This is a genomic window from Sporosarcina luteola (assembly GCF_007991495.1).
Classification (GTDB): Bacteria; Bacillota; Bacilli; order Bacillales_A; family Planococcaceae; genus Sporosarcina; species Sporosarcina luteola.
Genome location: NZ_BJYL01000027.1, coordinates 43,587 through 68,320, shown reverse-complemented (window position 1 = coordinate 68,320; position 24,734 = coordinate 43,587). Strand labels below are relative to the sequence as shown.

Sequence of the window (24,734 nt, the reverse complement as noted above, 5' to 3'; positions counted from 1 at the left end):
AAGTTAGCGAGATTGCAAGCTTATACATATTAATTCTTCTGTTGGAGAGACTATTTCATTGAATACAGAAGGAGGAATAATCATGCCAAGACCATTACCAAATGATTCTGCAGATAATGTCGATCGGTTGAAGAAAACGATCAGCAATATGGAAGCGGCGAATGAAGCTGCTAAAAATGCAGAGGGTAAAGAGCTGGACTCCATAATGGAGAAAAATATCCGTCGAAGAGAAAGTATCGCAGATTTACGTGAGGAGATAAGTGAAGAAGATAAGTCGCGTATCAACGGATACATCTAAGAAAAACGCCACCTGAACAATTTTGATTTGTTCAGGTGGCGAAATTATTAGAACATCTTGGTCGTCCAGTTTTCCCCGTTCCATATATCCGTCACTACGCCTTCATAGAAATCAGGCTCGTGGGAAATAAGGAGAACGCTGCCTTTGTATTCCTTCAAGGCACGCTTCAGTTCGGCCTTCGCATCGACATCGAGATGGTTCGTCGGTTCATCGAGTACGAGCAAATTCGTTTCACGGTTAATGAGCTTGCATAGGCGTACTTTCGCCCGTTCTCCCCCACTAAGCACCTTCACCTTGCTCTCGATATGCTTCGTCGTCAACCCGCATCGCGCTAAAGCGGCACGTACTTCATACTGCGTGAAATGCGGGAATTCATCCCACACCTCTTCCAAGCAAGTGCGGTTATTTTCCGTCTTCATCTCCTGCTCGAAATAACCGATTTCAAGATGGTCGCCAAGTTCAACTGACCCTGCAAGAGACGGAATTTCACCAAGGATACTTCGTAAAAGCGTCGTCTTCCCGATTCCATTCGCTCCAGAAAGCGCAATCTTCTGCCCGCGCTCCATCGTCAAGTCGAGTTCTTTGGACAACGGCTCATCATACCCGATGACGAGGCCTTCCGCCCGGAATAAATAACGGCCCGGCGTACGTGCAAGCTTAAAATCAAATTGCGGCTTCGGCTTTTCCGCATCCAACTCTATAACTTCCATCTTGTCGAGTTTCTTCTGGCGGGACATCGCCATCCGGCTCGTCGCAGCATTCGCTTTATTGCGCGCAACAAAGTCCTTCAGGTTAGCGATCTCTTTCTGCTGTTTCTTGAACGCCGCTTCTACTTGTTGCTTTTTCATCTCATGTACACGTAAAAACTCATCATAATCGCCCGCGTAACGCGTGATTTGCTGGTTTTCCATATGGTAGATCAAATTAATGACGCTATTCAGGAATGGAATATCATGTGAAATGAGGATGAACGCATTCTCATAGTTCTGCAAATAATTGCGCAGCCACTCGATATGCTCAACATCCAAGTAGTTTGTTGGCTCGTCTAGAAGCAAGATATCCGGCTTCTCGAGCAACAGCTTGGCGAGCAATACTTTCGTCCGCTGCCCTCCACTTAGATCATGGACGTCACGCTCCAGACCAAACTCATCCAATCCGAGTCCGTTTGCCACTTCATCGATTTTCGAATCAATGATATAAAAATCATTATTCGTCAGCTCATCTTGCATTTGCCCTGTTTCCTCAAGCAGCTTCTCAAGCTCATCCGCGTCCACTTCACCCATTTTCGCGAAAAGCGCATTCATTTCTGCTTCTAAATCATACAAATATTGAAATGCCGTCCGTAGCACATCACGGATGCTCAACCCTTGCTGCAATACAACATGCTGATCCAAATAACCGACCCGCACCCGCTTCGCCCAAGCGACCGTCCCGGCATCAGGCTCAAGCTTCCTGGTGATGATATTCATGAACGTCGATTTCCCTTCCCCGTTCGCACCGATGAGCCCGATATGCTCCCCTTGCAATAAACGGAACGACACTTCATCGAAAATCGCCCGATCCCCAAAGCCGTGACTTAAATTAGTTACTGTCAATAAACTCATATGATGTGCACCTTTTCCTTCGCAAAATATAGAATAAAAACCATTGACCCACGCATAAACGTTTACAAAAGTCATCAACTAGGCCTATTATGCATCTGCCTTTTATTATATAGGGATTTCACAATTCGGGATAGAGATACCTCAAAGTTTTTCATTTTCAAATGCCATTTAAGACGCCTAATGCAATTAGAACACTCTGAAGGAAATCCGGAATCTCCCGCATATTGTCTTCATTTATCTTCTTGAATCTTACTTCAATGACATCCAAGTAACTGGATGCTGCTTCCCCGTATGTGAAATGCAAAGTTTGAGCGATCTCGGCCTCATTTTCCCAAATTTCGTTCAGCGCTTCATCGATACGTTGGCATTGCTCAGCTACATCTTGAACTCGCTTGTGAAAGCGCAGTGTCAACGAACAACTAGGATTCTTCCCTGGATTTTCTAATAGTTCATCCGCTAAATCCGTTAAAGATGCTTCCAGTATGATTTCAGCAGTGACTGCCTGATGCTCGACAAGCTCAAAACGAATTGCAAGCTTTCTTGATAAAATGGCGAAATCCATCACGTCGGATCGGCCCAGCATCGTAATTTCTCCCTCAATCGTATCCAAGTCATACAATTGATTTTCAAATGCAACCTTAAGATTTTCAAATACCGTCGGATCGTACACGATAACCCCTCCGTTTTTGGTGCCTGCCCCCGTATAATTCTGAATTGTTCGGGTGGCAGGTACCCCAATGCTTCATTCAAACAACTTCTGGTTTCGCTTCCGCTTCTTGTTCAAGAGGTTCAACAAGTGCGTAACGCTCCCATGCTCTGCTTTTCCAACGGAGCATCATTATGACCGCACGTGTCCACTCATCCGCCGCGATGGCTAGCCAAACACCGACTAGCCCTAGATCAAGAACGAAGACGAAGAAATATCCAAGCGGGAGACTCATCATGACCATCGAAAGTGCTCCCATTAGAACAGGGAATTTTGCGTCGCCCGAAGCCCGGAGCGAATTGATAATAACGATGTTGAACGTCCGCCCTGTTTCCAGCAAGCATGATAATAGCAAGACGGATGCCCCAAGCTGGATGATTTCCTCATTATCGGTGAAAAGGCGCATGAGCGGGTACCGGAACGTCATGACAAGCGCCACCAACACGACAGTAAAGATGAGCGCCCGCTTCAAAGAGGACCAAACTTGCTCGTATACTTCCTCCTTTTCACCGCTTCCGACGAGCCTGCCTACAATAATTGCTGTTCCGAGACCAATCGCAAGCGCGAATAAATAACTGAACATCGATATGTTTGTCGCATACTGTCTAGCCGCAAGTGCCTCCGTGCCAAGATAAGTGACATAGTAAAGGAAGACAATTTGACATGATTGGTAAAGAATCTGCTCGAACGCTGAAGGCAGCCCAATATGCAAGATCTTTTTGACGTATTCCTTCGACCACGTAATGTAATAACGGAATTCGATCCGGTATTCAAGCACCTGGTACAGTAGCCAAATAAAGACGAACATTGCAATCAGCCGGCTGCCGACCGATGAAATCGCAGCCCCTTGCACGCCTAGCGCAGGCATGCCGAACTTCCCGAAGATAAGAGCGTAGTTTCCGACGACGTGGATAATATTCATGCCGAGTGAAACGAACATCGTCTGTTTTGTAAACCCGTGTACCCGAATAACTGCAGCAAGCGAGTTGATGATCGCTTGCAGGAAAATCCCGCCACCGACGATGATCAAATACGCTTCCGCATGCGCGAGGACGTCCCCTTGCAAATTCATCGTTTCCATTATACGGCTCGTGAATAGAATGAAGACTCCACTAATTCCGAGGCCAACTAAAAGATTTAAAGTGACGGCAAGCGCTGATATCTTCGATGCTTCAATAAAACGACGCGAACCTAGATATTGTGCAACAACAATGGCTGCACCGTTACCGACTACTTCTAGAACGAGGATTGCGATTTGCACATATTGGTTCGCCGCCCCGACACCGGAAACTGCATCGTCAGACAATGCGCTCAACATGAAAGTATCCGCCAACCCCATTAACATAAACAAAAATAACTCAAGAAAAATCGGCCACGTTAAATGAAACAAGTTCAGTTTCTTTCCCGGGCCGTTGGCTGCGATTGCTGCCATCTATTCATCGCCTTCTTTTCAATTAAATTCATCCAAAAACAGGGAATATCTTATCATACAAAACGACGATTGAGCAACATTTAGCTTTATATTTTTATAATTCTTTTTCATTTATTGAGTGAGCTTTTTAAAAATGAGTATACCCGGGTACTTGCTAATTCTGCAAGACCATGTTAAATTTAAAAAACGAGAATTTCATAGCGACTAACATGTATAACCTCAATAATACGGGTTGAGGGTCTCTACCAGGAACCAATAACTCCTGACTACAAAGGTAAATCCACTTTGTAGCCGGGAGTTTTTTTATTTTCCGAAATAGATTTCGCTCAAAAGATTCATCGTATAGATCATTCATCATCAGGAGGAATTCATTTGGATTTTAGGGTTTTCATACTTGCCATTTCGACCATTACTGTCGGACTCGTTGAATTGATCGTCGGCGGGATTTTACCAGTCATTGCGGACGATTTGAACGTATCCATTGGCACCGCAGGGCAGCTCATAACGGTTTATGCACTTGTGTATGCCGTCGCTGGACCGGTGTTATTATCGCTCACTGCAAAAATTGAGAGGAAAAAGCTTTACCTCATTACGATGTCGATATTTTTACTTGGGAATGTCATGACCTTTTTCAGTCCGACTTTTTCTCTCGTCATGATTGCCCGCGTCATCACTTCGATGAGCGCTGCTTTACTCATCGTTCTTTCATTAACCATTACGGCTCGAATTGTAGAAGCCCCGCAACGGGCGAAGGCACTAGGCTATATTTACATGGGAATCAGTTCTTCCCTCGTACTCGGAGTACCGCTAGGCATTCTCATTACGAATGCATTTGGCTGGCGGATGGTCTTTATCGGGATTGCCGTACTTTCTATCGGTTCTTTCATTCTTATATCTGTGTTCCTTCAGAAGATCCCGACAGGCGAAGTACAGCCGTTATCTGCGCAACTAAAAGCGCTGGGCAATAAAAAAATTGTGTTTGCCCACTTTGCGACGATGTTCATGTTGGCGGGGCATTATACGGTGTATGCCTACTTTACACCTTTTCTAGAAACAAATTTGCAGCTGAATCAGTACTGGATCAGCATTTGTTATTTCCTGTTCGGAATTGCGGCTGTGAGTGGCGGAGCGTTCGGTGGCGGACTTGCGAGTTGGATTGGTTCGCGGAAAAGCATATTGGTCGTACTTGGCACCTTTGCGATTTCCTTATTCGTGCTGCCCTACACCACATTCTCTTTCCCATTTTTCATCGTCTTTATGATGATTTGGGGTGGATTGAGCTGGGCTTTGGCACCGCCTTTACAGGATTATATTATAGAAACGGACCCTGTTTCGTCTGACATCCACCAAAGCTTCAATAACTCCGCTTTGCAAGTTGGGATTGCAATAGGCTCCGCGATTGGTGGGGCCGTCTTGAGCCATACCGATTCGGTCAACAGCACGGCGACCGTCGGCGGAGCGGTTGTCGTCATTGGCTTCCTCTGCGCGGTCATTTCCCTTTCTATGGGAAGAAACAAGGCAAAGCTTGTACAGGAAAAATCGGTTGATATTTAATGAGGTTTGGCAAGAATGAGCCGTTCTCGGAATAAATGAGCCGTTGTGCAAAAGAATGAGCCGTTCTCGGAATAAACGAGCCGTTGCGCGAAAGAATGAGCCGCGAAAGAATGAACGAGCCGTTGTACAAAAGAATGAGCCGTTCTTGGAATAAATGAGCCCTTTGAAAAAAGAATGAGCCCTTCGGAACAATTATGATTCTTTTTCATGTGGCGATGTTTACATTTAGCCAGATGTGAGAAAGTGTACATAAGGAGGGTGAAAGGGGGCGTCACTTGTAATGAAGAATAAAGATAAGCTTAAAAAGAAAGTAACAGCTGAAGCAGTGCTAAGCGGTGAAGTGACGGGACTTTCGAGATTCCTTCCCTTTCTTGGACCGGCTTTTATCGCATCCGTCGCCTATATTGATCCGGGCAACTTTGCAACAAATATAACGGCAGGTTCACAATACGGATATCTTTTACTCTGGGTCATCGTCTTTTCCAATGTGTTGGCGGTGCTCATTCAGTCACTTTCCGCGAAATTAGGCATTGCAACGGGGCGTAATTTACCCGAAGTGGCACGCGAAAAATTTCCAAAAGGCGTTTCCATCTTTTTATGGATACAAAGTGAGCTTGTCATTATTGCTACTGATTTAGCAGAATTCATCGGTGCCGCTTTAGGCCTTTATTTGCTATTCAATATTCCGATGCTGCCAGCGGCATTGATTACAGCAGTTGGCTCTTTCGTCATTCTTGAACTGCAGCGTCGAGGGTATCGGACGCTTGAAGCCGTCATCGCTGGCATGGTTTTCATAGTAGTCGTGGCTTTCGCGTTTCAAACCTTTTTAGCGAAGCCGGACGTTGGATCGGTCGTTGCAGGCATGTTCACGCCGCAATTTGCTGGCGTTGACAGCATTCTTTTATCTGCCGGAATTCTCGGAGCGACAGTTATGCCACATGCCATCTATTTACATTCTTCATTAACGCAAAACCGGGTTGTTGGGAAGAATGAGGCAGAGAAAAAGCGGATTTTCCGATTCGAGTTTGTCGATATCGTCATTGCGATGGTCATCGCAGGTGCTATTAATATGAGCATGTTAATCATCGCCGCCGCAGTATTCTTCAAAGAGGGGTTAGTCGTTGAAGACTTGGACGTCGCGTTCCAACAGCTTGGCCAATCGATCGGTCCATTTGCGGCGATTTCATTCGCACTCGGCTTGCTTATTGCGGGATTATCGAGTTCTTCAGTCGGGACGATGTCAGGGGATGTCGTCATGCAAGGGTTTATTAATGTCCGTATTAATTTGTACGTCCGAAGAGCCATTACGATGATTCCGCCACTCATCATTATATTCATAGGAACGAACCCGACCGAAGCACTTGTCCTAAGCCAGGTGATCTTGTCATTCGGTATCGCTTTCGCTCTCGTTCCGCTCATTATGTTCACGTCAGACAAGAAGCTGATGGGCAGTTTGGTCAATCACAAAGTGACGACGATTGCTGCTTGGATGGTCGCAGCTGTTGTTATCCTCTTAAACCTATTTTTGCTGTACGAAACATTTTAAGGTGCCTGCCACCCGAACAATTCCGAATTGTTCGGGTGGCAGGCACCAATTTTTTTAACGGTAGCGGTTATATGGCATTGTGTTCCATGTACGATAATCGAAACCGTCGTCGCGTAGCGCTTTCGGGATGTCCTGGAGGATTTTTTCTGCGACGTCGAGCTCCCGTTCCGCCTCTTCCTTGTCTTGGTACATGTATTCGTCTGAAGCTGTCGCAGGAGCTTGCTTTACTTTCTCCTCCAGATCGTCGATGACCATTTGTTGTTGGGCATGCAGCGATTCCCGCGCATCCATTACCCATTCTGGTTGCAAATTCCGATTCGTATCGCCCATGCTGCTATATTCGTCAAAAATCTCCCGATAGATGCGGTCGGCATTTGCCCGGACGTCCAAATTCGCCGCTTCTAAATCGAAATTTGTTAACTCTTCCACCGTCAAAGGTGCTGGGCGCTTTCTGCCACCAAGCCTCGTTCTCTCCAAATAAAATGGGAACATGCTTTTAATCGTCTTTCCGACTGGCGAAATGGAGCTGTCAGTTTCATCAAGCCCTTTCGGTTGGACGCCTTGTATCGCAATTCGTGCTGATTCCGGACGGACGATTTCCTTCGGCGGCATGATGCCGTGACGCAGCATTTCCCGGATGCCTGTGCCGGAAATGTTAATCCGATATTGACTATCATGCGGACAGGACTGCTCTGTCGCTGGACTATCACAGCGTGTGCAATAGAACACTTCATGGAACAACCTCACTTCGATTCCGAGCTCTTCCGGTTTGAACTGGTCAAAAATGCTATGACTCGCATACTTATCATAATAATCGCCGATTCCGGCATGGTCCCTACCAATTAGCGCATGTGTGCATCCGTAGTTTTTCATAATTAACGCGTGCAGCACGGTTTCACGCGGGCCTGCGAAAATATACGTCACTCGGAGCGGAGCGAGTATAGAACGACCCTTCGGATAATACGTATCCAGAACGGCCCGATACGAAAGCATTCGGAACTCATGGCGTGTATACTCCTTTTTTGCCATTTCGACTAATGGTTGCAAAAGCAAACCGTCAATTTCCTCCAACGCGTTTTTATGGATGTATTCATGGCCGCGATGCAAAGGATTCGCGCCAGTAATGAACCCAGCCGTAGAGCGGAACTTTTTCACTTCATAAAACTCATGCCAAGTATCCTTTGGCTCCAATCGCAGTTTTTCAAAAGGCCCCCAATCTACGCGACGAAGCAAACGAATCGGTCCACCTAACGCCACATTCCCCATTCGCCTGAAAATCGAATCGACTCCCGGATGATTGCGGTCCGTCGTGCCGAACAAATGGGAGGCCCGATACTCTTTATCGTAATCAAAGATATCCTCAATATGCAGGATTGCCACCGGCCCATTGTCTTCGTCAGTTAGAGCCACTTCATCCCCGACGGTCAGTGACTTGATGACCTCGCTATTCCTGCTGCCTGAAGGGGCGAAGCTGAGCGGCACCGGCCATACTGTCCCGTTTGAAAGACGTCCTTTTTCGAGGACGGATTTATAATCGACTTCGTTCATAAAACCTTCATTCGGCGACAACACGCCTGTCGCAATCATTTCAAGCGTAATGATCGCTTCAAGATCCACAATAATTGCCGGAAGCTGTTTTGCTTTGTTGAGTGCTTCTTCACGCTCTTCGCCTGTCAAAACCTTATCAACTAGCTTTCCCCCATGAGGTTGCTGCGGATAATGCGCAAACCTGTTTTCAGTAACATTCAACATTTTTTCTCCCCCTATACAAATTAGTATACGTAAGAAACCGCATTCTCTATTCTGAATGTTAGCATACTTTCCAACTCGCAAAAAGTAAAATTTCTGAAATTTATAGAGTGATTTAATTGAATTAAAAAAGGCCCTTGCAAAAAGAGCCTTCGAACCGGTGTCATGTCAACGCTTTTTACATGTCCCCATATTTCTTCCGATCAGCCAGAAAAGACCGCCTGTCAATAGCGTTAATACTAATGTCATCTTGCTGCGGGTCGATTTAAATCTCACGCTGTCTGGGGTGATTTCATAGACCCCAAGTGGATTGATTTGGAATCCTCCTCCGCCGCCATTGTTCCCTTCATTGTCACCGCCACCGCCAAAACCATACCTTACTTTTGCTACAGGAATAACTTTTGTCAATCCTACTTCAATCGGGTCACCATATACGAGCGTTACATCCCTATGTTTTGCAAACTTATTGAATAACGTCGCTACCGGCGTTTCCATCTTCTCCTTCTGCTTTTCAACACTTTGCTCCAGCTCAGTTAACATCGCAAATCCCTCCCTCCCATACTTATTCGCCATCCGCTCTATACATTCCTTTTGACTTTTTAGGGTAAAGGACATCAAAGCATCTATTTTCGATTACTTCTAGTTTCCACCGGCGTGTATTTGGACACACTTTACTTAGTTCCTTTAACTATGGGAAGGAGAACCGCATGATGAAGAAAATTTGGACATCCTACCTTCATGCTTCATTAATTTTAAAAATCTCGATCGCCCTTGTACTTGGTGTCCTGGCAGGGTTTGTATTAGGTGAACAGGCCATCGTGCTTGCCCCATTAGGGGATTTGCTCCTTCGATTGCTGACATTCCTGATCATCCCCCTCATTTTGTTTACATTAATCGTCGGGGTGAATCAAACGAATATCACAAACCTTGGTCGCATGGGCAGCAAAGTTTTTATCTATTACACATTAAGTTCAGCAGTAGCGATTGTTGTCGGGTTATTTGTCGCAAGCATCTTCCATCCAGGCACAGGAATGAAGCTCACAGGCAATGAAACGTTCGATGTTCCGGAGAATCCCGGCATCGTCAATGTACTGCTGAATATCGTGCCTTCTAATATCATTACGGCTTTCACAGAGATGAACTTGCTCGGCATCATCTTCACAGCGCTTGTATTCGGCATTGCCATATCTGCCATGCGTTCTTCCGAAAGCCATGGCGTACTTGGAGATTCCCTGCTGCAGACAGTTACTGCGTTGAATGAAGCCTCTTTAGTTATACTGAAAGCAATTCTTCAATATGTGCCGATCGGTATATTTGCAATCATGGCAAAAACAGTGGGAAGCCAAGGAATTGATACGCTTATTTCACTTGGCGGCATGATTGGGGTCTTTTATATTGCATTAATTGTACAGATTTTCCTATACAGCATTCTTCTGCTTCTTTTCAAAATAAACCCAGGCCATTTTTTCAAACATGCCCGGACGCCAATGATTACGGCGTTTGTTACGCAAAGCAGCACAGGGACGTTGCCTCTTACTTTGACTGCAGCCAAAAACATGGGGATATCAAAAAGCCTATATGGCTTCAGTTTGCCACTCGGCTCGACGATTAATATGGACGGCGCTGCCATACGGATTGCGGTTTCAGCAGTGTTTGCTGCAAATATCGTCGGAACTCCTCTTAGTGTGGCGGACATGCTGATGGTTGTTTTGATCGGAACACTTGCCTCAATCGGGACAGCTGGCGTTCCAGGAGCAGGAATTGTCATGATTGCGACCGTCTTTGTGCAGCTAGGATTGCCGATGGAAGCCGTTGCGCTTTTGACAGCAATCGACGCCCTCGTCGGGATGGGCGCAACCGCTTTGAACGTGACCGGCGATTTAGTCGGGACAAGGTTGATTGATCAGCATGAGAAAAAGCGCGGGTTGGATAAAGCATAGGGAAAAGCCGAGATCCGATAGAGTTATCGGTTCTCGGCTTTTTTAGACGTGAGTCAAAAGTCCTGAAATGGTGATATATTTACGGATTCGATAGATATCCTATGATATTTAATCGATAAAAATGAAAATACAATCGATAAAAATCAGTATTCAATAGATAATCTCAACTCACTTCATCATGTCTGCGACAATTTCATAGGAACGCAGACGGTCTTCATGATCATAGATTCCTGAGCTGATGATTAATTCATTCGCTTTTGTTGCTTGAATGAATTCGTCCAATTTCTGTTTGACCGTTTCAGGGTTGCCGACAATGGTGGAAGGCCATTCCAAAAGTTCATCGATGGCCGTCTTTTCAAATTCTGAGAAGAAGGTATCCGGATCATCGACCGGCGGCTTGAATTTCCCTGTAACGCCTCTTCGTATGTTCAAGAATTGCTGCTGATAAGAAGTCGCCAATCGATGTGCTTCTTCGTCAGTATCCGCAGCGATAATATTGACGCCCAGCATGACGTATGGCTCTTGCAACGTTTTCGACGGACGGAAAAGCCGATGGTACAGCTGCAGAGCGGGCATTAAATACGTAGGTGCAAAATGACTTGCAAATGAAAATGGAAGTCCCAGATCCGCGGAAAGCCGCGCACTGAAGTCGCTTGAGCCGAGCAGCCAGATCGGAATGTCCTGGCCTTCGCCCGGGATGGCACGGACGCGGGCGGATGGATCGTATTTGAAGTATTGTCGCAGCTCCGCCAACTGTTCAGGGAACTCATTGCCACTGCTATGAAGTGTTCGGCGCAGTGCATAAGCCGTCGCTTGGTCGCTTCCGGGAGCCCGGCCGAGTCCTAGGTCGATCCTTCCCGGATACATCGCTTCAAGAGTACCGAATTGCTCTGCGATGACGAGGGGCGCATGATTCGGAAGCATGACGCCGCCTGAGCCTACACGGATTGTTTCAGTCGCGCCCGCCACATGGCCGATAATGACGGACGTCGCGGAACTGGCGACGCCTTGCATATTATGATGCTCTGCAAGCCAAAAGCGGTTAAACCCCCACTTTTCTGCATGTTGGGCTAGATCCACACTATTTTTGAACGATTGACCCACATCACTTCCCTCATTGATCAGCGCGAGGTCAAGAATCGATAACGGAATGCCGTTGAATTTCTTTGCTGAAGGATTGATCATTATTGCTCACTCCCCATTTTAATGTGTTTGGTTTTGTGGACAGATAGGATGGACTCCGTGTGTACGGTACGTCGCGATTCCACCAAAAAGGTTTGCCCATTCCCTTTTATGATATCGTTTCGGTTTCGCGATAGCCAATTAAAAAGCCCGACATCATTATGATGCCTGGCTTAGTTTACCCTAACATGATCCCTGTAATGGCTGCTGTCAGTAGGCTGACCAATGTTGCGCCGTACAGCAGTTTGATACCGAATTTTGCGACGAGGTTCCCTTTTTCTTCATGCAATCCTTTCACCGCGCCGGAGATAATTCCAATGGATGAGAAGTTGGCGAAGGAGACGAGGAACACCGAAATGATGCCGACTGTTCTTTCTGAAACGGAAGAGGCGATGTTGCCCAAATCGATCATCGCAACAAATTCATTCGTCAGCAGTTTTGTTGCCATGATTGTTCCAGCTTGGACGACTTCAGACGCTGGGATACCGACGAGAAAGGCCAGTGGTGCAAATACGTATCCAAGGGCGACTTGGAAGGTGATGCCGAATGCAGATTCAAAGATGCCGTTCACCATACCGATTAATGCAACGAATCCGATAAGCATGGCGCCGACGATGATTGCGACTTTGAAGCCGTCAAGGATATACTCTCCTAGCATTTCAAAGAAGGACTGCTTTCTTTCTCCAAAGGTCTCAATGATGTCTTCTTCTGGCGTGACTTCGTATGGGTTGATGATGTTGGCGATGATGAACCCGCCAAATAGGTTTAAGACGAGAGCAGTAACGACATACTTCGGATCAATCATCGTCATGTACGCTCCCAAGATAGAGGCCGAAACGGTGGACATGGCGGATGTGCACATCGTGTATAATCGGTGGTCTGGTATGTGCGGCAGCTGTTTTTTCACAGAAATAAACACTTCGGATTGACCAAACACAGCGGAGGCGACCCCGTTGAATGACTCCAGTTTTCCAAGTCCGTTGATCCTGCTTAACAGCAAGCCGAGGAATCGGATGATGAGTGGCAGGAGTTTGATGTACTGCGCAATTCCGATCAGGGCGGATACAAATACGATCGGCAGCAGTACGTTCATGAAGAAGGGGCTCGTCCCTTCATTCGCCATTCCGCCGAACACAAAATTGATTCCTTCTGCTGCAAAGGCTAAAAGATGATCGAATACGCTGGATATCCCTCGGATAATGATGAGCCCGAATTCGGTATTTAAAAGAAGGAAAGCAAAGATGAGTTGCAGGACGACCATTGTGATAACCGGTTTCGCTTTTATCTTCTTTTTGCCGTTGCTTACTATGTACGCGAGGATAAAAATAACAAGCAGCGCCACAATAAATATGATGAATTGCAAGATGATGACTCCTCCCTAGATGCCTTAAATATTGTTATGTGTAGACTTTAACTTCCCCGTAAAGCCTTTTATAAACAAAGCGCAACCCATTATATAACGTTCGAATTCATCTAGCACACACAACGAATTAGCATGAACCTTACGTCTTGCATTAGTTATTCGACAACTCGGCCGTTTTATACAAAAAAACGGTGACAGGCACCGGAACAATTCAGAACTGTTCGGGTGCCTGTCACCATTTAATTTCTTTTATGTCTGTTCCGTCTACGTTCATTTGGTAGATGTGGTAGTCGGGTTGCCGCCCTGCGAATTCGCGGTCGAGCAGGAAATAGATTTTATTGTCAGGGCTGAGAATGGGCTTGGCTGTGTATTCTTTTAAGTTGGTCAACTGTTTCGTTTCATACGTCTTCCAATTGAAGCTGAATAATTCGTATTCAAATACCCCGTTCGCTCCCGTGCCACCAACCGCTTGGTAAATCAATTCATCCCTTTCCGGCAATAGAAGGAAGTCATAGATATCTTCTTGTCCGGCAGGATTGCTAATAATTGACTTTTCATCCGGCGCGTCAAGCGGTATTTGAAAAATCCGTTGCCTCGATTCAAAAATGTCGTCGGCTGTTTGTGCATTTTCATCATCATCCATTTGGACAAACACGGTTTCGTCGGATGCAGATACTTGCAGCGATCGCATGCTGTACTTCTTTAACTCAGTATATTGGGTATGCTTCTTTTCCGCCAGGTCGTAGCTATGAACGTCAAAATCATGTGGGCGCGGACCTGTAATCGGTGAATAATTCGTAAACACGCCAGCTTGTAAATAAAACAACTGATCAGGATCTTTCGGATCAAAAGCAAGTTCCGTAATGATGGACTTTGATGAGAACGCAGTTTGATCCTCAAGAGTTTCTATATTAACTAGATGCACGGCGCTCCCGCTTTCCGCATCCATCTCTTTGTCAGACACAACATAAGCGAGCGTTTTGCCGTCTTTTGAAAAATTGATATCCAAAATCGTTTGTTCTACTGGCAGCTGGACAATCGGCTCTCCAGCCCCATTTGTCAAATAAATGCCGGCTTTCCCTTTGTCATATTTGACATACGCGATTCTACCGTCAATCGACACATCATAGTTATCGGTCAGGCCTTGCTGCTTTTCGTTTTCGGATTTATCAAACACGAGACCGAGCACGATAAACGCTGCAGTTATCGTTCCAATTAAACCGAAGAGCATACCGAATGTTTTATTCATAACCCTTCCCTCCATCTAAAATATATTAATGAACCAGAACGCGATGGCCGCCATAATTATTGCCGTTTGTAAGAAGACAATGGCATATGCCCATGTTTTCTTTTGCTTTGCCAATAAAACCATTTGCAGCGTGTACGACAAAATCCAACTACCGATCGGGATTAAGAGAATTAAAAATACAGGAGATCCCGCCGGTGCGAACCAAAGAAATGCCCACAAAAAGAAAAGCGTCACGAAAACAATAAAAATCCCGGTCGTTATATTAATAAAATGCAGGCGTTTAGCATCTTTACGTAAAAGTTGCCGCTCCGAAGGGAAATCATAAATTGTCGTCCGGTACACAAGAATGATGGACAGTACAATAAGTATCAATGCGATGATTGTTAATCCCGTGGAGTACGGGCGAAGTAAATCGGTTGCAAGTAACAATCCATAGAAAAAGACAACTAGATGCACGAGCAATAAGCTGTTCATCCACAAACGCCGGTTCAATGAAGTGACGGGACGCACTGTCACGAAAAGGATGGCTGTGCTAATCAAGACTGCAAGAATAAGCCACGGGATATGTGCGTCTCCCATTATGAATAACTGGCATGCATACACACTATAGGCGAATAGCAATGATACAATCGAAAGCGCCAACATCATTCCTTTCCGGTACGGATACATCGCTTCTTGAAGCTGTTTGCCGATTTCCTGTTCAGTTCCGAAGTTTGACATCGCGGTTCGAATAGCCTCCTCTTCTGAATATCCTTGTTTCTTGTAATCTATGAATGCACATTCCAAATGAGAGAGCAGTTCATCATATAGGTCTACCCGCTCCTCTTGATTGCAATCCGTCTGGCGGACGATTCCATTGACGAAACGTTGGAAAGCGGGTTGCATCTTCATGTCAGGCCTTCCGAGCTTTTACGTACAAGCGTGTTCATCCACTTCCAATTTTCCTGCTTGCTCTGTAAAGCCGCTCCGCCTTCATCCGTCAGTCGATAATACTTCCTTCTGCCTCCCTCGACTTCTTGCCAATAAGATACAACCCATTGCTTTTTCTCGAGGCGCTTCAATGCGGCATATAAGGTCCCTTCCCCCATTTCATACGTATCCTCACTGATTTCTTTCAACACTTTCACAATTTCATACCCATACAGATCCCGCTGCGCTATCAACGACAGCAATATTAAATCAATACTCCCCTTCATCATCTCTTGATCCACGTCAATCACCTCTTCATAGACATCGTATCACGTGGTACCTCGTATTGCAATGCTGGTGCCAGTTATCCTAAATGAATACTCATTCATTTTATGTTATTCTAATAATTAGCGGAAGAGAATGAGAGGGGTGAAGAAGATGTTTTTAAAGAAGAGTACGAGCATCGGAGAAACCGGCGATGTCCGATTCATCAATGGACGAGTGTCGATGCAAAGTGTAAAGTTGAACGTCCATTGCTTTGAGACGGACGGGGTGTTGATTGACACGGGTTCCCAATCATTGCTGAATGAGTTCAAACCATTTTTCGCCCAAGCTGACGTAGATAAAGCCGTCATCACCCATTTCCATGAAGACCATACTGGAGGGGCAGCATACTTGCAACAAGCGTACGGATTGCCTTTATTCATGAATGAAATGACAATAGAAGAATGTAAACAAAAAGCGGATTATCCGCTGTACCGTCGGTTATTCTGGGGAAAAAGACGCCCCTTTCACGCGGAGCCGATCGGAAAGACATTTGAATCAAGAAGCGCCACTTGGGATGTCATCGAGACTCCGGGGCACGCAAAAGATCATTTAGCTTTTTTGAATCGCGAAACAGGGCAATTATTTTCAGGCGACTTATATGTACACCCGCGCACGAAAGTCATCTTGCGTGAAGAGAGTATCCCAGTAATTATCGATTCCCTTGAAAAGACGCTGACTTATGATTTCGGCGAGCTATTCTGCTGCCATGCAGGCTATGTGAAAAATGGTCGCAAAACACTCGGTAATAAACTTAATTACTTACAAGAGCTGCAGGAAAAAACATATTCCCTTCACAAGAAAGGATACACGGAAAAAGAAATCCACTCCGAGCTCTTCCAAAAGAAATACCCCATTACCCTTTTTTCGTTCGGGGAATGGGATTCGATCCATATCGTCAGATCGATCCTGAATGGATGAACCGTTTAACGAAACATTTCATTCAACTTCTACATCCTTGCATATGATAGTTCAGAGGAGGATGGATGTTGAGTGTAATTAGCACGAATGAATGGGTATTAACGGCGGAAGGCGATCCAATTCGAATATGCAAGCAACTGACCGCCTATTTCCCTAGCGCTTCTGTTAGGGATATTTATCACTACTTACAATCGTTTGGTATGTATGGCTCCGCGAAGGACGGCATTCGCCTTATACGAAAGCTTCAGGAAAATAATGTATGGGGAATCGTGCAACATGAATTTGAACAATTGCAACAAGCTTGGAACGGCCCCAATATTCCAATCTTCATCTTCCCATCGGATCCAGGAAACGAATTGCTTATCCGCGACTTTAATGGAAAATCGGGACTCGCATATAAAGATAAATTATTTTTATTTATCTCACCCCAAAACACAGAACGTGAAATGAAAGCGATATTGACCCATGAATACAATCATGTATGCCGCTTATCGAAATACGAGAAACCGGAAGACGCGTACGTATTGCTGGATTCGATTATCTTGGAAGGGCTAGCCGAGTGGGCGGTTTACGAGCGGATGGGCGAGGATAATAACGGCAGTTGGCTTTCGCTCTATTCCAATCAGCAACTCGCGAACATGTGGAAGGAATTGGTCTATCCCAAAAAGGATCATTTAAAAAAGACCAAAACCCATCATGACGTATTGTACGGATTTGGCAAATATCCTAAAATGGCTGGCTACTGTGTTGGATATTATTTAGTGAAGATGTATGTCAAGAACAAAGATATACATTCAAAGGATTTGCTAGATTTACCATCAGCTCTAATCGCCCAACTGGAATAAATGGAAAAAGGGCGCAAATGTTTGCGCCCTTTTTCCATTTATATTAAAATACACCGTTTCGCTCCAGTAAGCAAAGCCTATCAGTAGTTGAATCCTCCACCCCAATAGGATGCCCCAACAATAATCAAAAGAATAAACAAAACTACGATCAACGTATATCCGCCACCGTAGCCTACACCTGCACCACCAACCTCATTCGACATTCTTCCACACCTCCAAAGAACCTGATGCTTTCATTCTATGTCATAAAATCATACCTGCCCCGGGCATTCCCCTAGTTTTCCATTGCACTTGCACCAAGTTTTCAAAAAACCCTTAGTATGTTTGTCCATTATGAAACACCATTTTCCACATATGATGTTGTATGTTCAATCGAAATGGGGTGACAAACACGATGTCAGTTCAACATTATCATGCCCTCTGTAGTCGGCATATCGGGCGATCTGTCGTCATCGGAACTCGGGATGGACGAACCCATAGAGGCATCATTCAAGGTGTAAGGAATAATAGGGTCTATATACAGCCATTCGGCCGGCAAAGGAACTTGGGCGGATTTGGATATGGATTTGGATACGGTTATGGATTTGGTGGAAGAGGCCGTGGTATTGCATTTGCTTTCGGCATTGCATTAGGCGCCATTGCAACGTTTGCTTTAATTCCGTTTTGGTAACTTAATCTGTTGAAAAAGCCCCGGATTGCGGACGATGAGCTTGTCTGCAACCCGGGGTGTTTTCGAGCTTTTCGTTTTTCACCCCGTCTCCTTTTAATGAACCAACGAAGCCCTCAATGTCGTTATGCCGTTTTCCACGTACCCTTTCAGACACGTAAGCATATACACCCAACCTTCTTTTTGTCCTAGCATTTTAGCAATCATATCCGGGTCATCCGCTTTGATTCCTGACTCAGTCACTTCAATGATCGTATTTCCTTCTGCTTCTAGAAAGATCATCGTAACCGTCGTATCGCCCCAAGAGAAAACAATTTCCTCGTTCTCCTTCACCTTCAAGACATTGATACTTCCTTCGGCTCCGTATTCCTCATACCTCCAAGTAATCAGCTCCCCTTGCTCAACTCTGCCCGTGCCGGAAGAAAACCAATACCCACCCATTTTCTCAGGGTTGACAATCGCCTCAAACACTTCACTTGCCGGCTTATTGATTTTCATTTTTGTTTTGATTGTTGTATCCATTTTCATTAACTTCCCTTCGTTTTCTAAACTGATTTCCTTCACAATCGGCTCAACATAAGAAGCAATATAGACAATGTGATCTATGCACGCCAATCCATATAAAGTCAGTTCTTTCCCTATGAAATTAGTTGATGACAAAAAGTCATTCTTCAAATACTCCAAGAAGGGCGTTTGCTCATAAATACGAAATGCATTACCCCTGAATCTCTCCCGGTCATTCCACCGTGTATGATCATCCACAGCCGTCAAAAAAGTAACATAATACGGAAAGTCAATCTGATACGTCTTGACCTCTATATCTGGTTGAGGCTGAACGCGTAAATGCCAACCTTCTTCCGCTTTATTCACAAGGATTTGCAAGTTGATCCCTTCGCCGCTTGGCATACTTACTTGTTCAAATGAAATCATGCAACCTGTTTCGTCCACCAATTCCTCAAACGTCAAACCGCTCCCTCCTACAATCATCATTCGTACTTATTCGATTTTCTAAGAAGAAATCCCTTCAATGAAAAAAGCACCCAATCATTTGGATGCTTTCGCTTAGTTTAATTAATACCCCGAATCCTCCGAGGTCAAATTATCCATCATCGTATAATCGTACTTCTGCAACGGTTTTTCCGCAGGTCCCTCAATCACTTCGCCCGTAAATGTAAATCTCGAGCCGTGGCAGGGGCAGTCCCATGTTTTGTCACCGTTGTTCCATGCGACTTCACAACCGACATGGGTGCACGTCGTATCCACGATATGGATCTTCCCATCATCATCCCGATAAGCCCCTTTCCGATGCCCATCAAGCGTGATCACTGCGCCTTCCCCCTTCGCTAAATCTTCCGGCTTCCTATTCGGCGAATCTAGCTTGCCCTTGATTAATTGCCCAACGACATTCGCATTTTGGACTAGGAAATTCTTCAAGCTCGGATGCGCATAGAATCTGGATGGTGTAAACAATTTTTCAAACCTATTTTGTTTTCCTGTAACCTTATCTCTGAAAAGCAATGCTGCAGCAGTTCCATTCGACATCCCCCATTTCCGAAAGCCCGTAGCAATGAGGATATTCGGATTTCCAGTCGTTATCTCTCCGATATAAGGGAGTTTATCGAGCGTAACCAAATCCTGTGCAGACCATCGTTGCTTGATTTCTTCAAGACCGAAAACCTCTTCTCCGAATGTCTCAAGCGCCTTATAATGCTCCATCGTCTCCACTGGGCTTTGACCCGTTTTATGATTTTCGCCGACGATGAGAACCAATTCTTCCCCATTTTCCTGAATTGAACGGAAAGAGCGGGTCGGCTCGTCAGCGCTGATGAAAATGCCGGAAGGGAACTTCTTTTTGGATTTAACCGCAAGAGCGTACGAACGATCCGCGTACATCCTTGTGGAATAAAGCCCTGTTCCTTCGTAAAACGGAAAGTGTGTGCAAACCAAAACATGCTTAGCCGATATCCGATTCTCATCCCGCGTCAGAACAACCGGCTGTTCGCCCGTTTCAATATTGACCGCCACTGTATCCTCGAAAATCTGCCCGCCCCTTTTTATAAATAAATCAATCAGATGCACTAAATATTTTGTCACATGAAACTGTGCCTGATCCTTCATGACAAGTACGTTTTTCACATCAATATCAAAAGGGATGCCATCAATCAATCCGCCATTTATCTGCAGTCTTTTATACGCATCCGCTTCCTTCTTAATCTTTTCGGCGTACTTATCACTCGTTGCGTACATATATGCATCTACCGTTGTGAAATCACAATCAATCCCTTGTTCCTCCACTGTTTTCCTGATGAATTCCAATGCTTCCATATTCGCTTCAAAATATAATCTCGCTGTACTTCGCCCCATGTTTTGAATAAATTCATCATAAATCAAATCATGCTGCGCTGTAATTTTCGCTGTCGTATGCCCGGTTGTCCCGTTCAAGACCTTATCCGCCTCAATAACGGCGACTTTCAGACCTTCCTTCGCGAGTAAATATGCGGAGGTGATGCCCGTAATCCCGGCTCCGACGATAATCACATCCACCTCTAAATCTTCTTTCAGACTCTGGAATGTCGGAAATTCAACACTCGTCCTCCAAAACGGTTCCGGGTGCTCTGGCAATTTCCCATTCAATTGACGATTATTCATCCTAAAATCCTCCTGTACGATGTACTGTAGACAGGCTTCCCATCAATCACGATTACGTATACATATTGGATGAAAGGTCCCGTCTTCAAAATAGCTATTGACTGCAACCGCAACTTGGTTAACATTGTAAGAAAGTTCATTAAACAGAAAAGGTGATCAATATGAAAATCATGATTCGTCCGACCGAAAAACAACTGGATAGTTGGATTGAAAATTACGTACCTGAAAAGGATTTATTTTTCATAAGGGAAACCGATTTATCGCTTTATCAAGACAATCTAGAAGGTACTTTGCTTTTTCCGAAACAGGAGTTTTTCAAACATGCCTCCTATACAGGCATCCAAATGGTGAACAGTTATATGTATTGGAATATCTCCAAGGATGTTGAATTTGTCATTGTGGCCCATCCCGATTGGATCTCCTCATTGCCAAATGAGAGGCAAGAAGCTCTCTTTAAGCTTCAATATGAGTTAGGAAGAGGGTTGACAGGACCACTTGCGATACTGACTGACGATCATTTATTCCCGAAGGATTATATAATCGAAGTACATGGTGAGCAGATTGGGATTCTGCAAAGAGCAATGTGGATGGAACTGCCGACTTTCGTCAAAGAAGAAATCATTTGCAGAACGGCGCAGCTTTACGATGAATGGACATCTATTCAAGTACCCGCGTCAACCCCTGCCCACTTGTCGGGATACGCAAATACATTTTCTACCGAACCCGGGGCAAACTGTCTTGCGGCTGCGCTATTTGCCATCAGTTCTTCTCCAGACATGGATGAATGGATTACCCATGAATGGGTTCATGGCGACACATTTGCGCTCGGTTTAAAGAATGCAGCTTTCTCGAAAACGGATGACCGATTCACATGCGGAGATGTCGTCGTATGGGTTGATGAGAAAGAAATCATTCAACATGCTGCCTATTGTATTGAAAATACGCTATTTTTTAATAAAAACGGACAGACCTTCTTCAATCCATGGAAGATTGTAGACTGGGGAGAATTAGTTGAAGAATGGAAGAGGTTTACGCCTATCGTATATCGGAAATCTGTTATCGAATAACTTGAAGAGCTTTACAAGGACACTCTACACCCTATTCGGTATACTTAATAGAGAAGAACAAAGGAGTGATTCACATGTATCGTAAAGTTGAAGATTTTATCGAAGAGTGGAACGCGTCATCCGCAGGAACATTGAATGTCATTAAAGCGATCACAGATGACAAATTGGATCAGGCAATCGTGGAGGGACATAATTCCCTTGGCTGGTTGGCATGGCATTTAGTTGGCGCAGCAGGCCTATTCGGCGGCTTTACTGGCATGAAAATCGAAGTACCTGCCCACACGGAACCAGTACCGACAAATGTTGAAGACATCGTCAAAGCATATGAAAAAGTGATGGATTCCTTTCAAACAGAAACTGCGAAGTTAACAGATGAATCACTAACTGAAAAAGTTCCCGCATTCGGAACCGAAATAGTACGCGGCAAACTTTTGCGTACATTGATCGACCACCAAACCCATCATCGTGGGCAAATGACAGTGCTCCTGCGCCAAGCTGGACTCGCAGTACCTGGCGTCATGGGACCGACAAAAGAAATGGCTTAAATTAAACTGATTGCTTCAAATGAATAGTCGTGGTAAACTATTCTTACTATTATTGGACGGAGGTGAGGATGGAATGTTGGACACTGTGTATGCACGTGAAAGCCTATTGGAATATTTATCCACTTCATGTGCGATTACGCATGAAATTGTACACAACGGGATAGCTATGCCCTTTTTTAGACAATTTCAGTAATCACACAGCTGTTCGGCACTTCATTCCTTACAATTAGTTAGGGGAAGATCGCTTAACTGCGGTCTTTTTTTGTTGCCGAATTTCGTGTGCAAAACGAAAGGAAGCGAAAACAGATGATATGTACAGTACAAAATATTAGTAAAATGCTAGGTGGAAATAGCATTTTTGAAAATCTTTCATTAGCAGTCAAAACAGGTGAACGTTTAGGCGTTGTCGGACGTAATGGAAGCGGCAAGACAACTCTATTCAAACTGCTCGCCGGGGTTGAATCTCCTGACAGCGGTCTGATTCATTACAAAAAAGGTGTGACTATTGGATATTTGGCGCAAATCCCTACACTCGCAAAAACGACGACAGGGATGGATGTCCTTTACAGCGCTTTTGAAGATTTAACGGAAATGCAAGCACAACTGGCCAAGATAGAGATTAAAATGGCGAGCGCTGATCCTGACGAAATGGAGAAGCTTCTTAAACGGTACGGTGATTTGCAGGAAACGTTCGCAAGTCGCGATGGCTATGCGATGGATTCAGAAATTGACCGAGTTATAACCGGATTGCAATTAAAGCCGTTTGTCGGACGATCATTCGATCAACTGAGCGGCGGTGAGCAGACAAAGATTATGCTTGGTCGGCTTTTATTGACGAAGCCAGATTTGTTGCTGCTCGATGAGCCGACGAATCATCTCGACCTTTTTGCTGTGGAATGGCTTGAGGAATTTCTAAAGGAATATGCGGGAACGGTTGTGATTGTTTCCCATGACCGGTATTTTCTTGACTGCGTCGTCACGAAAATTGCTGATTTGGAAAATGGTGAGATTCAACTTTATCATGGTGATTACTCCCATTTCGTCATCGAGAAAGAGCAGCGACTCATGCGGGAGTTCCAGGAATATGAGGAACAGCAGAAAAAGATTCGAAAAATGAAGGAAGCGATTAAACGATTGCGCATATGGGCGAATGAAGCGAATCCCCCGAATGCAGGCCTTCATCGGCAAGCTCGCAATATGGAACGGGCACTTGAACGAATGGAAAAAGTTCGGAAGCCGTTGATTGATCCAAAAAAAATGGCTTTAGCTTTCGATGCTGCACCCCGAAGCGGGAAAGAAGTTGTCGTCATGAAAGCTGTATCGAAGTCTTTCGGTGAACAGGAGTTACTAAGAGAAGCGAATCTCCATGTTTATTGGAAAGATCGGATGGTGATCGTCGGGCGCAACGGTAGCGGAAAGTCGACTATTTTGAAGGTGCTTTTAGGAGAATTGCCGGTAGATGATGGTTTGAGTAAGTTAGGAAGCAATGTGAAAGTGGGAAGTCTTTCCCAACACTTTGAAATTGGCGATCCTAAAGCTCGATTGCTCGATGTGTTCCGTGAAGGTGTGAGTGTGACAGAGGGCGATGCAAGGCATATTCTCGCAAAGTTCATGTTTTACGGCCCAGATGTCTTCAAGCGGATTGCGGATTTGAGCGGCGGCGAACGGATGCGATTGCGGCTAGCCCAGCTGATGCATCAGGACATCAACTTCCTTTTGCTGGATGAGCCGACAAACCATCTGGATATCGAATCACGGGAAGTACTGGAGGAAGCGCTCGAAGACTTCCCGGGTACAATCTTAGCTGTTTCCCATGACCGTTACTTTTTGAATAAATTATTTCCTCGCACAGCCTGGCTGGAAGACGGCAGCCTCACAACTTTTGAAGGGCCGTTCGATTGGGCGCGAGCTAAATTCCGGGAAATTGGAACGGTAGAAGAAGCGAAACCGACACCTACCGTAAAAAAGAAACCTGTGATGGCAAAGCCTTTGGATGTTGAAACGGAAATCGCGACATTGGAAGCAAAAATCGCTTCGTTGAAAGAGCAACCAGCTGTTGAGCAAGAATCGCTCATAGTGGATTTAGAGAATACGTTAGCATCATATTATGAGTTATGGTTTGCGGAAGTGGAATAAGGAAAGATTCAATAAAACGTCTCGACATCTTTTAACTGGTGTCGGGGC

Annotated in this window: 24 protein-coding genes and 1 riboswitch; of the genes, 11 read left to right on the top strand and 13 right to left on the bottom strand. The window is 45.1% G+C overall.

Annotation, left to right across the window (positions count from 1 at the left end; translation table 11 throughout):
* Window positions 1-82: 82 nt before the first annotated feature.
* Entirely contained in the window at window positions 83-298 is a 216-nt protein-coding gene (locus SLU01_RS10770) for a small, acid-soluble spore protein tlp (protein WP_147058157.1), read from the top strand.
* Between the two features lie 47 nt (window positions 299-345).
* Here SLU01_RS10770 and SLU01_RS10765 read toward each other — a convergent pair whose 3' ends face one another.
* The 3 genes from SLU01_RS10765 to SLU01_RS10755 form a co-directional block, all read right to left on the bottom strand.
* On the bottom strand, window positions 346-1,902 hold the full coding sequence (locus SLU01_RS10765; protein WP_147058156.1) for an ABC-F family ATP-binding cassette domain-containing protein: 1,557 nt from the start codon (window positions 1,900-1,902) through the stop codon (window positions 346-348).
* Window positions 1,903-2,059: 157 nt separating this feature from the next.
* On the bottom strand, window positions 2,060-2,572 hold the full coding sequence (locus tag SLU01_RS10760; protein ID WP_147058154.1) for a hypothetical protein: 513 nt from the start codon (window positions 2,570-2,572) through the stop codon (window positions 2,060-2,062).
* A 76-nt stretch (window positions 2,573-2,648) separates the two neighbouring features.
* Window positions 2,649-4,040, bottom strand: coding sequence for an MATE family efflux transporter (locus SLU01_RS10755; RefSeq protein ID WP_147058152.1), 1,392 nt, complete (start codon window positions 4,038-4,040; stop codon window positions 2,649-2,651).
* Between the two features lie 189 nt (window positions 4,041-4,229).
* Window positions 4,230-4,329: riboswitch (purine riboswitch) on the top strand.
* An 83-nt stretch (window positions 4,330-4,412) separates the two neighbouring features.
* Between SLU01_RS10755 and SLU01_RS10750 the strand changes: the two genes are divergently transcribed.
* Window positions 4,413-5,594 (top strand): MFS transporter, encoded by a 1,182-nt coding sequence (locus SLU01_RS10750; protein WP_147058150.1) that lies wholly within the window; start codon window positions 4,413-4,415, stop codon window positions 5,592-5,594.
* Window positions 5,595-5,874: 280 nt separating this feature from the next.
* The gene (locus tag SLU01_RS10745) at window positions 5,875-7,140 is read left to right on the top strand and encodes an Nramp family divalent metal transporter (RefSeq protein WP_147058148.1); all 1,266 of its coding nucleotides are present in this window, start codon (window positions 5,875-5,877) and stop codon (window positions 7,138-7,140) included.
* Between the two features lie 54 nt (window positions 7,141-7,194).
* On the opposite strand, the gene SLU01_RS10740 is transcribed toward SLU01_RS10745, so the two are convergent.
* Together SLU01_RS10740 and SLU01_RS10735 are read right to left on the bottom strand one after the other, a co-directional pair.
* Entirely contained in the window at window positions 7,195-8,892 is a 1,698-nt protein-coding gene (locus tag SLU01_RS10740) for a sulfate adenylyltransferase (protein ID WP_147058145.1), read from the bottom strand.
* A 165-nt stretch (window positions 8,893-9,057) separates the two neighbouring features.
* A complete protein-coding gene (locus SLU01_RS10735; protein WP_218029700.1) occupies window positions 9,058-9,429 on the bottom strand; it encodes a spore germination protein GerW family protein in 372 nt (123 codons plus the stop codon).
* Window positions 9,430-9,599: 170 nt separating this feature from the next.
* Between SLU01_RS10735 and SLU01_RS10730 the strand changes: the two genes are divergently transcribed.
* Window positions 9,600-10,829: a dicarboxylate/amino acid:cation symporter gene (locus SLU01_RS10730; RefSeq protein WP_147058143.1), complete on the top strand. Its 1,230-nt coding sequence runs from the start codon at window positions 9,600-9,602 to the stop codon at window positions 10,827-10,829.
* A 168-nt stretch (window positions 10,830-10,997) separates the two neighbouring features.
* Here the strand turns inward: SLU01_RS10730 and SLU01_RS10725 are convergent, their stop codons facing one another.
* From SLU01_RS10725 to SLU01_RS10705, 5 genes are all read right to left on the bottom strand, one after another.
* Complete coding sequence (locus SLU01_RS10725; protein ID WP_147058141.1) at window positions 10,998-12,014, bottom strand: LLM class flavin-dependent oxidoreductase; 1,017 nt, start codon at window positions 12,012-12,014, stop codon at window positions 10,998-11,000.
* 175 nt (window positions 12,015-12,189) lie between these two features.
* Window positions 12,190-13,374, bottom strand: a complete 1,185-nt coding sequence (locus tag SLU01_RS10720) for a NupC/NupG family nucleoside CNT transporter (protein WP_147058139.1) — start codon at window positions 13,372-13,374, stop codon at window positions 12,190-12,192.
* Window positions 13,375-13,606: 232 nt separating this feature from the next.
* A complete protein-coding gene (locus tag SLU01_RS10715; RefSeq protein WP_170232674.1) occupies window positions 13,607-14,623 on the bottom strand; it encodes a TolB-like translocation protein in 1,017 nt (338 codons plus the stop codon).
* A 15-nt stretch (window positions 14,624-14,638) separates the two neighbouring features.
* The gene (locus SLU01_RS10710; RefSeq protein WP_147058135.1) at window positions 14,639-15,514 is read right to left on the bottom strand and encodes a permease prefix domain 1-containing protein; all 876 of its coding nucleotides are present in this window, start codon (window positions 15,512-15,514) and stop codon (window positions 14,639-14,641) included.
* Window positions 15,511-15,834, bottom strand: a complete 324-nt coding sequence (locus tag SLU01_RS10705; protein ID WP_147058133.1) for a PadR family transcriptional regulator — start codon at window positions 15,832-15,834, stop codon at window positions 15,511-15,513. Before SLU01_RS10705 ends, SLU01_RS10710 begins: the two co-directional genes overlap by 4 nt.
* Before the next feature lie 136 nt (window positions 15,835-15,970).
* Between SLU01_RS10705 and SLU01_RS10700 the strand changes: the two genes are divergently transcribed.
* Both SLU01_RS10700 and SLU01_RS10695 read left to right on the top strand, forming a co-directional pair.
* Complete coding sequence (locus SLU01_RS10700) at window positions 15,971-16,777, top strand: MBL fold metallo-hydrolase (RefSeq protein WP_147058131.1); 807 nt, start codon at window positions 15,971-15,973, stop codon at window positions 16,775-16,777.
* 65 nt (window positions 16,778-16,842) lie between these two features.
* Window positions 16,843-17,622, top strand: a complete 780-nt coding sequence (locus SLU01_RS10695) for a DUF2268 domain-containing putative Zn-dependent protease (protein ID WP_308507725.1) — start codon at window positions 16,843-16,845, stop codon at window positions 17,620-17,622.
* An 80-nt stretch (window positions 17,623-17,702) separates the two neighbouring features.
* Here SLU01_RS10695 and SLU01_RS10690 read toward each other — a convergent pair whose 3' ends face one another.
* The gene (locus tag SLU01_RS10690) at window positions 17,703-17,825 is read right to left on the bottom strand and encodes a YjcZ family sporulation protein (RefSeq protein WP_147058127.1); all 123 of its coding nucleotides are present in this window, start codon (window positions 17,823-17,825) and stop codon (window positions 17,703-17,705) included.
* Between the two features lie 191 nt (window positions 17,826-18,016).
* Here SLU01_RS10690 and SLU01_RS10685 point away from each other — a divergent pair, with 191 nt between their 5' ends.
* The gene (locus SLU01_RS10685) at window positions 18,017-18,292 is read left to right on the top strand and encodes a hypothetical protein (RefSeq protein ID WP_147058194.1); all 276 of its coding nucleotides are present in this window, start codon (window positions 18,017-18,019) and stop codon (window positions 18,290-18,292) included.
* A 93-nt stretch (window positions 18,293-18,385) separates the two neighbouring features.
* On the opposite strand, the gene SLU01_RS18390 is transcribed toward SLU01_RS10685, so the two are convergent.
* Window positions 18,386-19,255, bottom strand: a complete 870-nt coding sequence (locus SLU01_RS18390; RefSeq protein WP_308507724.1) for an SRPBCC family protein — start codon at window positions 19,253-19,255, stop codon at window positions 18,386-18,388.
* A 105-nt stretch (window positions 19,256-19,360) separates the two neighbouring features.
* Entirely contained in the window at window positions 19,361-20,938 is a 1,578-nt protein-coding gene (locus tag SLU01_RS10675; protein WP_147058125.1) for an FAD-dependent oxidoreductase, read from the bottom strand.
* Window positions 20,939-21,099: 161 nt separating this feature from the next.
* On the opposite strand from SLU01_RS10675, the gene SLU01_RS10670 reads away from it, so the two are divergent.
* The 4 genes from SLU01_RS10670 to abc-f all read left to right on the top strand — a co-directional run bounded on the left by SLU01_RS10670 (window position 21,100) and on the right by abc-f (window position 24,686).
* Entirely contained in the window at window positions 21,100-22,005 is a 906-nt protein-coding gene (locus SLU01_RS10670; RefSeq protein WP_147058123.1) for a hypothetical protein, read from the top strand.
* Between the two features lie 74 nt (window positions 22,006-22,079).
* On the top strand, window positions 22,080-22,550 hold the full coding sequence (locus tag SLU01_RS10665) for a DinB family protein (protein WP_147058121.1): 471 nt from the start codon (window positions 22,080-22,082) through the stop codon (window positions 22,548-22,550).
* A gap of 19 nt (window positions 22,551-22,569) precedes the next feature.
* Window positions 22,570-22,743: an RAxF-45 family protein gene (locus tag SLU01_RS18355; protein WP_308507723.1), complete on the top strand. Its 174-nt coding sequence runs from the start codon at window positions 22,570-22,572 to the stop codon at window positions 22,741-22,743.
* Between the two features lie 113 nt (window positions 22,744-22,856).
* On the top strand, window positions 22,857-24,686 hold the full coding sequence (abc-f, locus tag SLU01_RS10660) for a ribosomal protection-like ABC-F family protein (protein WP_147058119.1): 1,830 nt from the start codon (window positions 22,857-22,859) through the stop codon (window positions 24,684-24,686).
* The last annotated feature ends 48 nt before the right edge of the window (window positions 24,687-24,734 follow it).